Genomic DNA, 11,982 nt, shown 5'->3' on the forward strand with positions numbered 1-11,982 from the left:
CGACGACGATGGGCCTGACCTTCGCCCGCTTCTACGCCGAAATGTCGCGCAACCGGGCCCGGCTGGTCGCGGCGCGGGCCGAGGTGGCGACGGGTGCGATCTCCGGCGCGGTCGGGACCTTCGCTAACATCGACCCCCGCGTGGAAGAGCATGTCTGCAAGATGCTGGGCCTGACGCCCGAGCCGATCAGCACGCAGGTCATCCCCCGCGACCGCCATGCGATGTTCTTCGCCACTCTGGGGGTGATCGCCTCTTCGATCGAGAACGTCGCCATCGAAATCCGCCACATGCAGCGGACCGAGGTTCTGGAGGCGGAAGAATTTTTCTCGCCGGGGCAGAAGGGGTCGTCGGCGATGCCGCACAAGCGGAACCCGGTGCTGACCGAGAACCTGACCGGCCTCGCCCGGCTGGTGCGGATGGCGGTGGTCCCGGCCTTGGAGAACGTGGCGCTGTGGCACGAGCGCGACATCAGCCATTCCAGCGTGGAACGGATGATCGGCCCGGATGCGACGATCACGCTGGACTTCGCGCTGCACCGGCTGGCCGGGGTGGTGGAAAAGCTGGTGGTCTACCCCGAGACGATGCTGAAGAACCTGAACAAGTTCAAGGGCCTGGTGATGAGCCAGCGCGTGCTTCTGGCGCTGACCCAAGCGGGGGTCAGCCGCGAGGATGCCTACCGCCTGGTGCAGAGGAACGCGATGAAGGTCTGGGAGAAGGGTGCGGATTTCAAGACCGAACTGCTCGCCGACCCGGAAGTGACGGCGGCCCTTGGCCCTGCGGAGATCGAGGAGAAGTTCGACCTCGGCTACCACACCAAGCATGTCGACACGATCTTCGCGCGGGTGTTCGGCGGCTAGGTCGCGGGCGGAGCCGAACAGGACGGCCTGCCGAATTTCCGCTCTTGCCGGGGCGTCAATCGTGCTACCTTTCGGAAAACCGCCGAAGGGAAAGCCGATGCGCCTGATCCTTGCCGCAACCCTGGCCCTGGCGCCGCAGATCGCCCTGGCGGCGGGCAGCGACGACAGCCAGCCGCCGACCCCCACCGAAACGACCACAGACTGCGAGACGGGCACGGTCTGGGACGAGAAGACCCAGACCTGCATCAAGGCCGAAGAGTCCAGCCTGAACGACGACCAGCGTTTCGGCGCGGTGCGGGAACTGGCCTATGCCGGGCGCTACGATGACGCGGCGCAGGTCCTTGCCACGATGACCGAGGGCGAGACCAGCCGGGTGATGACCTACCGCGGCTTCCTTCTGCGCCAGACCGGCCATGTCGAGGAGGGGATCGCCGCCTATGAGCGCGCCATCGCGCTGGAGCCCGGCAACATCCTCGCCCGCAGCTACTATGGCCAGCTTCTGGTGCAGATGGACGAACTGGCTTTGGCGCAGGGTCAGCTCACCCAGATCCGCGCGCATGGCGGGGCGGGCAGCTGGGCCGAACAGGCCCTGTCGACCGCCATCGAGACCGGAGTGACCTATACTTTCTGACCAGAGGAGGACCCGATGAAACCAGTGTTCAGCCTTGCCGTCCTTGCCTTCAGCCTGCTGCCCACCCTGGCCTTTGCCGATTGCCGGGGCCATGCCGAACAGACCGCCGCAAACTGCATGGCGGGCATGGTCTGGGACGCGAGTGCCGGGACCTGCGTCGAGAAACCGACCAGCTGACGTCAAGCCCGCGTTAACCCGGCGGTGTCAGGGTCGGTCCGACAGGAATCGACGGGGGACCCGATGCCGCAGGATATGGTGCCGCTTGCCCGGATCACGCCGGAACGCCGGATCGTCTCGGTCCCGCCGCCGCCGAAACGGGCGCTGACCCCGCGGCAGAAGGCGGCGGTGATCGTGCGATACCTGCTGACGGAAGGCAGTTCGCTGCCCTTGGCCTCGCTGCCCGAGCATATGCAGGCCGCGCTGGCCGAGCAGATGGGCCGGATGCGGCTGATCGACCGGGCGACGCTGGACGACGTGGTCGCCGAATTCCTGACCGAGCTGGAGTCGGTGGGCCTTGCCTTCCCCGGCGGGATCGAGGGGGCGCTGTCGATGATGGACGGCCATATCTCGCAATCCGCGGCGCAACGGCTGCGGCGGATGTCGTCGACCTCCTCGAAGATCGACCCGTGGGAGCGGATCACTGCCCTTCCCCCCGACCGGCTGCTGCCGATCCTGGTGAACGAGGCGGTGGAGGTCGGCGCGGTGATGCTGTCGAAACTGCCGGTGGGCAAGGCGGCGGAACTCCTCGGCAAGCTGCCGGGCGAACGGGCGCGGCGGGTGGCCTATGCGGTGTCGATGACCGGCACTGTCGACCCCGAGACGGTGCGGCGGATCGGGGCGGCGCTGCTGGCGGAACTGGACAACCAGCCTCCCCGGGCCTTCGACCAGGGGCCGGTGGAGCGGGTGGGGGCGATCCTGAACGTCTCGCCCACGCTGACCCGTGACGAGGTGCTCATGGGGTTGGAGGCCGAGGATGCCGGTTTCGCCGCCGAGGTGCGGAAGGCGATCTTCACCTTCGTCCACATCCCGGCGCGACTGAACCCGCGCGACGCGCCGAAGATCACCCGGCTGGTGGACCAGCCGCAGCTGGTGACGGCGCTCGCCGGGGCGGTGGGCAAGCCGGGGCTGGAGGAGGCGGCGGAATTCATCCTGGCGAACATCTCGCAGCGCCTGGCCCAGGGCCTGCGCGAGGAGATGGGCAGCCGCGGGCGGGTGAAGGAGAAGGAGGCCGAAGAGGCGATGACCGCCATCATCGGGGCGATCCGCACGCTGGAGACCACTGGCGAGATCACGCTGATCCAGCCGGAGGAGGAATAGGCGGGGCCGATCTTGGCGCAAGCGGCAAGACGCGGCGCGGATCGTGACAGCAGGTGTCTGACAGGTGGCGACCCACTCCAACGGGCGGGCCGGTGAAGGTTACTTCTCTCTCGGTGTGTCCAGGCGCCACGGCGGGAAACGTCGTTCGGCCCCGGCGTGGTAAAGACAGAACCGGTTTCCGGTCGGGTCGGTGAAATGCGCTTCGCGCCAGCGCCAATCCTGATCCGTGGGCGCGGTCTGGAACACAAGGCCGGCGGCACAAAGCTCGGCATATGTCCGGTCCACGTCGTCCACCTCGAAGTAAAGGACGGCATCGCCGGGGCTGGCAGTCCGGTCCTCATAGATGGACAGGGTGGTCGAGCCCGACGGCAGTTCGAAGCGGGCATATCCGCCATCGCGGTTGTGCACGATCTGGCGAAGCCCCAGCGCCGAACAGAAGGCGACCCCCTCCTCGAAATCCCGCACCGGGATCGTGATCTGGTTGAGGTCCATGCCAGTCCCCTTCCCTCGCACAGCGGCTGAGCTCAGCTTCCCTCTTATCAGGGCGAGGGGCAAGCGCGTGACCCTTCTCCGAGGGTGGCCTGCCGCGTCCCGGACAGGGTCCATTCGTCATCCGAACGCGAAGCGCCATGGACTGCTCGTCGAGCACGTCGTGCCCTCCTCGCCCCGGCGCACCCGACGAGTGCACGAAGGGCTCGACGAGGCGATCGGCGAGATGCCGACGCGGCGGTCCGGACGGTCCTTTCTGGAATCCCGTCCAGGCCTTGCCCGCCCCGGGCGTCGCCTCCGTTTCATCTTGCGCCCACCCTTGCAGCCCCCGTGCCCAGCCCCTAGAACACCGCCATGTCCGCCGCCCCCCTTCCTTCCGTCACGCGCGGCGTGGCCCTGATGATCCTCGCGATCGTCCTCTTCACCGCGATGGATGCCACCGCCAAGGGTCTGATCGAGCGCTATCCCGCGCCGCTGGTGATCTGGGTGCGCTTTGCGGGCCAGCTGACCCTGGTCCTCCTGATCCTGCGCCGCCGCATTGGCCCGGTCCTGCGCACCCGCTTTCCGGTGCTGCATTTCTGGCGTTCGGCCTCGCAATTCGGCGCGACGACCTTCTTCTTCCTGTCGCTGCCGCATATCGGCCTGGCCGAGGCGACCGCGATCACCGACATCAACCCGGTGCTGATCACCCTGGGCGCGGCGCTGTTTCTGGGGGAAAGGCTCGGCCCCCGCCGCATCGCCGGCGTGGCCGTGGCACTGGTCGGCGCGCTGATCGTGATCCGGCCGGGGGCGGGGGTGTTCAGCTGGTGGGCGGTGCTGCCGCTGGCCTGCGCGCTGTCCTATGCGACCAGCGCGCTTCTCACCCGCAAGATCGGCGCGCAGGAAAGCGTCTGGGCCTCGATGATCTATGCCGCCCTCTTCGGCACCATCGCCGCCGGGGCCGCCCTGCCCTTCGTCTGGCAACCCGTGGCCATCGGCGACCTGTGGAAATTCGGGCTGATCGCCTGCCTCGGCACCGGGGCGCAGCTTTGCATCATCCGCAGCTTTTCGATCACCGAGGCCGGGATCGTCGCGCCCTTCGCCTATCTGGGAATCGTCTTCGCCACCTTCTGGGGCGCGGTGCTCTACGGTCAGTGGCCCGACCGCTGGACGGTGATCGGCGCGCTTGTGATCGTGGGGGCCGGACTTTATGTCTGGCATCGCGAAACCCGGGCGTCGCGCGCGTCCTGAAACAGGGACCCCGATGGCAGACGGCAGCGATCCAGCCTTCCGGCCCGACCATTTTCTGGTCAACCTCGCGGCGCGCGGGCTGATCGGGCTGGCGCTGGTGCTGCCCTACCGCACGCGGCTGGCCTTTCTGGGCTGGCTGATGCGGCGGGTGATCGGGCCTTTTGCAGGCTACGGCACGCGGGCGCGCGAGAACCTGGCGCTGATCTGGCCCGACAGGCCCGAGGCCGAGCGGGACGCCATCGCGGAAGCAGCGCTCGACAACGCGGGCCGCACGCTGATCGAGAACTACTCGACCCGCGCCTTCACCGCCCGAGCCCGCACGATCGAGCCGGAAGGTCCGGGCTATGGCGCGCTGATCGCCGCGCGCAACGACAAGCGCCCGGTAATCCTGGTCTCGGGCCATTTCGGCAATTACGAAGCGGCACGGGCGGCGCTGGTGGCCCGCGGCTTCGATATCGGCGGGCTCTACCGCAACCTCTCGAACCGATATTTCAACGCGCATTACGTCAGGACGATGCAGGCCTTCGGCGGTCCGGTCTTCCCGCAAGGCCGGGCCGGAACGGCGGGCTTCGTGCGCCACCTGAAGGACGGGGGCCAACTGGTGCTGCTTTTCGACCAGGATGTGCCGGGCGCGCCCGTGCTGCCCTTCCTCGGCCACCCCGCCCGCACCGCGCTGTCGGCGGCGGAACTGGCGCTGCGGCTGAAGGCAGAGCTTATCCCCTTCTTCGCCACCCGCCAGCCGGACGGGATGAGCTTCCGGGTCGAACTGGACGCGCCCATCCCGCACAGCGACCCCGAGACGATGATGCTGCAGGTCACGCAGGCGCTGGAGATGCGGGTCACGGCCCATCCCGGCCAATGGTTCTGGATTCACCGCCGCTGGAAGGGCGCCCGGTAGGGTGCGTGATGTCACGCACCATCCGACGGTGCGTGACATCACGCACTCTACAAATCAATCCACCCGCGTCAGTCCACCCGCGCCGCCGCCAGGATCGCCGCCGGACCTGCCGACTGCACGATCACCGCACCCGGCTCGTCGCCCGCATAGGGCGCGCTGACTTCCAGCGGCGCCTGCCCGCCCCAATCCTCCAGCCGCTCCCAGGAGGTGACGATGTTGCGATAGGTGATGGTCTTGCCGGCATTCTCGCCGCGCTCGATCGTCACCGTCTCTTCCGGCTTGTAGCGCACCAGCTGCACCCGGACCGGTTCGGTCAGGGGCGGGTCGGCCTCGGCCCGGATCACCAGCTTGTCGCCCTTGCGCGTCACCGTCAGCCGCACCGGCGTGCCCGCGCCCAGATGGTCGCGCAGCCGTTCGGCGGTTTCCTCGGGCGCATAGCCCTCGATCCGGTCGGCCCCGCCGATGATCAGCTGCGGCGTGTAGATCGTGCGCGAGCCCACCGCCTTGGCATAGGCGCGCTGGCGGTCGGTGAACTGGGCCAGCGCGAACTTGTCCGCCCAGCCGATATAATCCCAGTAGTCGACATGCAGCGCCAGGGGCAGGATGCGCGGGTCCGAGGCCAGCATCGACAGGAACTCGTCCGCCGGGGGGCAGGAGGAACAGCCCTGCGAGGTGTAAAGCTCCACCACCACCACCGGCTCCGCCTGCACCTGGACCGCTGCGAGCAAAAGGCCGCAAGCGGCGCTGACGAAATGTCGCATGTCGCGTATCCTGATCCTTGTCCCCTGCCCGGTTATAGAATTGCGCGGTGACACGAGCCAATCAAGGTTTTGCGATAGACCTGTCATATGCTGTAAGGAAAGCCGAAACCGGGGCTGGATATTCGGCATACAATGGTATACAAACATCGCAGCAGCCGCCTTCTTCAGGAGCCACGAGAATGACCGTCACCGTTGGACATGACCTTTCCAGAACCCGCAAGACCCTGACAGCCGGGGGCCAGACGGTCAGCTACTATTCCATCCCCGCCGCCGAAGCCGCGGGTCTGGGCGATTTCGCGAAGCTTCCAGCCTCGCTGAAGGTCGTGCTGGAGAACATGCTGCGCTTCGAGGACGGCAAGACCGTCACCGTCGATGACATCAAGGCCTTCTCGACCTGGGGCAAGCAGGGCGGCCAGAACCCGATCGAGATCGCCTACCGCCCGGCCCGCGTGCTGATGCAGGACTTCACCGGGGTTCCGGCGGTGGTGGATCTGGCGGCGATGCGCGACGGGATCAAGGGCCTTGGCGGCAATGCGCAGAAGATCAACCCGCTGAACCCGGTCGACCTGGTCATCGACCATTCGGTCATGATCGACGAATTCGGCACCCCGCGCGCCTTCCAGATGAACGTGGACCGCGAATACGAGCGGAACATGGAGCGGTACGTCTTCCTGAAATGGGGCCAGAACGCCTTCGACAACTTCCGCGTGGTGCCGCCCGGCACCGGCATCTGCCACCAGGTGAACCTGGAATACCTGGCCCAGACGATCTGGACCGACACCGACCAGGACGGCAATCTGGTGGCCTATCCCGACACGCTGGTCGGCACCGACAGCCACACCACCATGGTCAATGGGCTTGCCGTTCTGGGCTGGGGCGTCGGCGGGATCGAGGCGGAAGCCGCGATGCTGGGCCAGCCGGTTTCCATGCTGATCCCGGAAGTCGTGGGCTTCAAGCTGACCGGCAAGATGGTCGAGGGCACCACCGCCACCGACCTGGTGCTGAAGGTCGTCGCCATGCTGCGCAAGCATGGCGTGGTGAACAAGTTCGTCGAATTCTACGGCGAGGGGCTGGACCATCTGCCCCTGGCCGACCGCGCCACCATCGCCAACATGGCCCCGGAATACGGCGCGACCTGCGGCTTCTTCCCGATCGACGACGAGACGCTGCGCTATCTGCGCAACACGGGCCGCGAGGAAAGCCGCATCGCGCTGGTCGAGGCCTATGCCAAGGAGAACGGCTTCTGGCGCGCCCCGGACTATGACCCGATCTACACCTCGACCCTGCATCTCGACATGGGCGAGATCGTCCCCGCCATCTCGGGTCCGAAGCGCCCGCAGGATTACCTGCCGCTGACCGATGCCGCGCGCAGCTTCTACAAGGTCGTGGCCGGATATCGCGGCATCGACGTGGGTCAGGACGCGCAGGAGATGGTCGACGAGGGCGGCGCGGTGCTGGCCCCGCCGAAGGATGCGCGCAAGACCGTGGCGGTCGAGGGCAAGGACTATACCATCACCGACGGTTCGGTGGTCATCGCGGCGATCACCTCCTGCACCAACACCTCGAACCCCTATGTGATGATCGGCGCCGGGCTGGTGGCGCGGAAGGCCCGTGCGTTGGGCCTGACGCGGAAGCCCTGGGTGAAGACCTCACTGGCCCCCGGGTCGCAGGTGGTGGGCGAATACCTGCAGGCGGCGGGCCTGCAGGAGGATCTCGACGCCATCGGCTTCAACCTTGTCGGCTACGGCTGCACCACCTGCATCGGCAACTCCGGCCCCTTGGGCGATCCGGCGATCTCGAAGGCAATCAACGATCACGATCTGGTCGCGACCGCCGTCCTGTCCGGCAACCGCAACTTCGAGGGCCGGATCAGCCCCGACGTGCGGGCGAACTTCCTGGCCTCGCCGCCTCTGGTCGTGGCCTATGCCCTGGCGGGCGACCTGAACGTCAACCTGACCAAGGACCCGATCGGGGTCTCGAAGGACGGCAAGGAGGTGTTCCTCAAGGACATCTGGCCGAGCAACAAGGAGATCGCCGATCTGGTCCACGCCACCGTCACCCGGCAGGCCTTCCAGTCGAAATATGCCGATGTGTTCAAGGGCGACGAGAAATGGCAGGCGGTGAAGGTTTCCGACAGCGAGACGTATGACTGGCCGCCGACCTCGACCTACATCCAGAACCCGCCCTACTTCCAAGGCATGTCGAGGACGCCGGGCGTGATCAAGAACATCACCGGCGCGCGGGTTCTGGCGCTTCTGGGCGACATGATCACCACCGACCACATCTCGCCCGCCGGTTCATTCAAGGCTTCAACTCCGGCTGGCAAGTATCTGATTGAACGGCAGGTTCCGGTATCTGAGTTCAACTCTTACGGTGCCCGACGCGGCAACCACGAGGTGATGATGCGCGGCACCTTCGCCAACATCCGCATCAAGAACGAGATGCTGGACGGCGTGGAAGGCGGCTATACCAAGGGGCCGGACGGGCAGCAGACCTCTATCTTCGACGCCTCGATGGCCTATCAGGAACAGGGCACGCCGCTGGTGATCTTCGGCGGCATCGAATACGGCGCGGGCTCGTCGCGCGACTGGGCGGCGAAGGGCACCGCCCTTCTGGGCGTGAAGGCGGTGATCGCCGAGAGCTTCGAGCGTATCCACCGCTCCAACCTTGTCGGCATGGGCGTGATCCCCTTCGAATTCCTGCCCGGCGAGACCCGCAAGACGCTGGGTCTCAAGGGCGATGAGGTGGTCAGCATCGGCGGGCTGGAGGGCGGACTGAAGCCACTCAGCCTTGTGCCCTGCACCATCCGCTATACCGACGGGACCGAGAAGGTGATCCAGCTCAAGTGCCGGATCGATACCGCCATCGAGATCGAATATGTCGAGAACGGCGGCGTGCTGCATTACGTGCTGCGGAACCTCGCGGCGTCCTGAGGCCGGAAGCCGTAACAATCTGTTCCCTGGAAAGGCCCGGTCGACCGCCGGGCCTTCACTTTTTGTTCGCACCTCGGCGCGCAATCTGGCCCTGTTCCCAGCCAGAAGGCTTCGCCCCATGCCGCACCGCTTCCCGCCGCTTCGCCCCCCGGTCTCCGCAGCCCGAAGGGCGCCGTTGCGCCCGGCTCTGGCCGATCTCTGCCTTCTCGTTGCGCTGATGCTCAACCTGGGCTTTGCCCTGATTTGAAATCTCGTCTCGGCCGTCACGTCCCTGACTTTGCGAGCCGCCGCGCATCGGATGGCAGGATCGACGGTGCGGGGGTGCTCGGCCCACGCGGCGTGAGACGAACCAGCAGTCCAAAGGCGGCATGAAAATTCCCTTGCGGCGGGCTGGAGACAGCGGGGGGAGGATTTTTTCTCTTACATTTCAAGGAAGGTATTCTGACCGCACTTCCCTTGGAGCAAAATCAACCCAAGGTTGTTATTACCAGAATCTTCCGATAGACTGAGGAGGTCAGAAACAAATCGCCAACGGCGGCCCTAGGGTCGCATGATCCTGTATCCACAGGGTTTTCTGTCATCTTTGCTTGTCAGTACCGGCCAGGTTCCCGGCCGATTGATCACCATGGATGGAGCGTGCCAAATGGCGACCCTCAAACAGACCGTCGAGCTTTACCAGAATGGCGGTGCTTTGCTGACGACGGGATCCAATCAGATTCTCAGCTTCAGCAATCTGCAACAGGGACTGTCGGGCGAAATCGCCGTCAACGACAGCAACAACGACATCGAATGGGATTTCGGCGAGACGGCAAGCTTCCAGGGCGCGCCCGCCACGCTGGTCGCGACGGGTGTGGCGCAGATCGGCGTCACGGTCGATCTGCCCTTCCCGATCCCTGACCTTACAGTCGGGCTGTCCTCTCCGGTGCAGGTGGCCGTGCTATCGGTCGGGGGGGTGCAATACCTGCGATTCTACAATCCGGACGGAACCGAGGCGGATCCAGCGCAGCTGCTGGACGGGCTGGCCTCGAACCTGGTGGCGGCGCTCGGCCCCCTGGGCAGCCTGCCGCTGGTGCAGGCGATCCTTGGCAACCCGCTGGCCTATGTCCAGACCAACGCGCTTCTCACGTTTGACCTCGGGAGCGGGAACGGCATGGCGCTGGTGCCCTGTTTCACCGCGGGCACGCTGATCCTGACGCCCGCGGGCGAGGTGCCGGTCGAGACGCTGATGGTGGGTGACGCGGTGCGGACCGTCGATGCCGGGGTGCAGCGGCTGCGCTGGATCGGCACGCGGCGGCTGTCGGCAGAGGACCTGGCGCAGGCCCCCAACCTGCGCCCGATCCGCATCGCGGCGGGTGCGCTTGGCCGCAACCTGCCGGGGCGCGATCTGGTGGTCTCGCCGCAGCACCGCTGCCTGCTGCGCTCGCGCATCGCCCGGCGGATGGCGGGCGAGGACGAGGTGCTGGTCGCGGCCAAGCATCTTCTGGGCCTTCCGGGCGTGTCGGTCGAGCCGCCGGGCCAGGCCGTGACCTATGTCCATCTGCTGTTCGACCGGCACGAACTGGTCTGGTCGAACGGTGCCGTGACCGAGAGCTTCTACCTGGGCGACCAGGCGGTCTCGGCGGTGGATGCGGCAGCGCGCGAGGAGATTCTGGCGCTCTTCCCGGATCTGGCCCAGGAGCGGCCCCAGGGCGCGCGCCCCTTCGTCAGGGGCCGGATTGCGCGCAAGCTGGTGGAACGCAGCCAGGCTAACCGCAGGGTGCTGGTCGAACCTGTCGGCCTTGAACGGGTGGATTGACGCGCTGCCCGCGGGTTAACAGATCCTGAACGCCTGCGCGCAGCCCCTTGAAATCATTGGGGGGCGCGGACCTGCCCACGGTGGACACTACTTCTGCCCGGCCAGCGCCTTTTCCAGTTCCGGCACGAAGCGGGTCTCGTAATCGGTTCCGACCAGCGGCCCGACGAAGCGGAAGAGGACGGTCCCGTCGCCGCCGACGATGAAGGTCTCCGGCGGGGCCGTCACCCCCCATTCCACCCGGTTCCGCCCGTTCGGATCGGTCGCGACGCCAAGGAAGGGGTTCCCCTCCTCGGCCAGATAGGCCACGGCCTTCGCGTCGTTGTCCATGATGTTGACGCCCCCGACCCGGACCCCCTTCCCCGCCATCTCCTTCAGCACGGGATGCTCGGCCCGGCAAGGCGGGCACCAGGTGGCCCAGAAGTTGACCACCGTGACCTTGCCCGTCCGAAGGTCGGCATCGGCCAGGCCCGGTATCCCCGGCAGCGTCGTCGCGGGCAGGACCGGCGCCGGACGGCCGACGAAGACCGACTGCAGCTCGCCCGGGTTGTCGCGGTACATCCCCGCGTAGAACAGTCCCGCCAGCCCCGCGAACAGGACCGGGGGCAGCGCCATCAGCCATCTAGCCATCGCTCTTCCCCTGCCGCGCCTCGACCTCGGCCAGCGCCCGTTTCATCCGCGCCGACTGCCAGAGCGTCAGCCCGACCAGTGCCGCGATCAGAAGCGCCGTCACGAGGTATGACCCCAGCACCGCGCCCGCATATTTCCCCAGGTCAGGCATCACGCCACCCTCTCCCGCGCCAGCAGCGCCTTCAGCCGCCGCGAGCGGATTTCCGTCCGGGTCCGGAGAAGGACCATGGTCACGAACAAGAGGATGAACCCGGCGATGCAGATCAGAAGCGGCAGCCAGAAGACATCGGCCACATTCTCCTTCTCGTCCAGCGACAGCGAGGCGCCCTGGTGCAGGCCCTGGTTCCAGAACAGCACCGCATAGCGGGAAAGCAGCGCGAAGACCGAGCCGACGAGGCAGAGAATCGAGGTCAGGTCGGCGGCGGTATCCGGGTCCTCGATCGC

The 11,982-nt window shown here is 66.7% G+C and carries 12 protein-coding genes and 1 pseudogene; 8 read left to right on the forward strand and 5 right to left on the reverse strand.

The genetic code is table 11. The annotated features are described in order from the left end of the window. From V7Q39_RS14445 to V7Q39_RS14460, 4 genes are all read left to right on the forward strand, one after another. Positions 1–857, forward strand: an 857-nt coding sequence (locus V7Q39_RS14445; protein WP_333817305.1) for a lyase family protein, incomplete at its 5' end; no start/stop codon positions are given. A gap of 97 nt (positions 858–954) precedes the next feature. Next, a complete protein-coding gene (locus V7Q39_RS14450; RefSeq protein WP_333817306.1) occupies positions 955–1,488 on the forward strand; it encodes a tetratricopeptide repeat protein in 534 nt (177 codons plus the stop codon). Between the two features lie 15 nt (positions 1,489–1,503). Further along, entirely contained in the window at positions 1,504–1,665 is a 162-nt protein-coding gene (locus tag V7Q39_RS14455; RefSeq protein ID WP_333817307.1) for an adenylosuccinate lyase, read from the forward strand. 63 nt (positions 1,666–1,728) lie between these two features. Beyond that, positions 1,729–2,805: a flagellar motor switch protein FliG gene (locus V7Q39_RS14460; RefSeq protein WP_333817308.1), complete on the forward strand. Its 1,077-nt coding sequence runs from the start codon at positions 1,729–1,731 to the stop codon at positions 2,803–2,805. Between the two features lie 99 nt (positions 2,806–2,904). On the opposite strand, the gene V7Q39_RS14465 is transcribed toward V7Q39_RS14460, so the two are convergent. Beyond that, positions 2,905–3,297 (reverse strand): VOC family protein, encoded by a 393-nt coding sequence (locus V7Q39_RS14465; protein ID WP_333817309.1) that lies wholly within the window; start codon positions 3,295–3,297, stop codon positions 2,905–2,907. Positions 3,298–3,648: 351 nt separating this feature from the next. On the opposite strand from V7Q39_RS14465, the gene V7Q39_RS14470 reads away from it, so the two are divergent. Both V7Q39_RS14470 and V7Q39_RS14475 read left to right on the forward strand, forming a co-directional pair. After that, positions 3,649–4,524 (forward strand): DMT family transporter, encoded by an 876-nt coding sequence (locus tag V7Q39_RS14470; RefSeq protein WP_333817310.1) that lies wholly within the window; start codon positions 3,649–3,651, stop codon positions 4,522–4,524. Positions 4,525–4,537: 13 nt separating this feature from the next. Further along, a complete protein-coding gene (locus V7Q39_RS14475; RefSeq protein WP_333817311.1) occupies positions 4,538–5,422 on the forward strand; it encodes a lysophospholipid acyltransferase family protein in 885 nt (294 codons plus the stop codon). 68 nt (positions 5,423–5,490) lie between these two features. Here the strand turns inward: V7Q39_RS14475 and V7Q39_RS14480 are convergent, their stop codons facing one another. After that, complete coding sequence (locus V7Q39_RS14480; protein WP_333817312.1) at positions 5,491–6,183, reverse strand: DUF1223 domain-containing protein; 693 nt, start codon at positions 6,181–6,183, stop codon at positions 5,491–5,493. Between the two features lie 179 nt (positions 6,184–6,362). Here V7Q39_RS14480 and acnA point away from each other — a divergent pair, with 179 nt between their 5' ends. Next, positions 6,363–9,116, forward strand: a complete 2,754-nt coding sequence (gene acnA, locus V7Q39_RS14485; RefSeq protein WP_333817313.1) for an aconitate hydratase AcnA — start codon at positions 6,363–6,365, stop codon at positions 9,114–9,116. A gap of 643 nt (positions 9,117–9,759) precedes the next feature. Then, positions 9,760–10,911: a Hint domain-containing protein gene (locus V7Q39_RS14490; protein WP_333817314.1), complete on the forward strand. Its 1,152-nt coding sequence runs from the start codon at positions 9,760–9,762 to the stop codon at positions 10,909–10,911. A gap of 87 nt (positions 10,912–10,998) precedes the next feature. On the opposite strand, the gene V7Q39_RS14495 is transcribed toward V7Q39_RS14490, so the two are convergent. The 3 genes and pseudogenes from V7Q39_RS14495 to V7Q39_RS14505 form a co-directional block, all read right to left on the reverse strand. Next, positions 10,999–11,538, reverse strand: a complete 540-nt coding sequence (locus V7Q39_RS14495; RefSeq protein ID WP_333817315.1) for a DsbE family thiol:disulfide interchange protein — start codon at positions 11,536–11,538, stop codon at positions 10,999–11,001. Then, entirely contained in the window at positions 11,531–11,689 is a 159-nt protein-coding gene (ccmD, locus tag V7Q39_RS14500; protein ID WP_443082525.1) for a heme exporter protein CcmD, read from the reverse strand. Before ccmD ends, V7Q39_RS14495 begins: the two co-directional genes overlap by 8 nt. Continuing rightward, positions 11,689–11,982 (reverse strand): annotated as a pseudogene (locus V7Q39_RS14505) (transcriptional regulator); the annotation flags it as partial. The gene ccmD and the pseudogene V7Q39_RS14505, both read right to left, overlap by 1 nt.

Origin of the sequence: Tabrizicola sp., assembly GCF_036781545.1 — a bacterium.
Taxonomy (GTDB): domain Bacteria; phylum Pseudomonadota; class Alphaproteobacteria; order Rhodobacterales; family Rhodobacteraceae; genus Tabrizicola.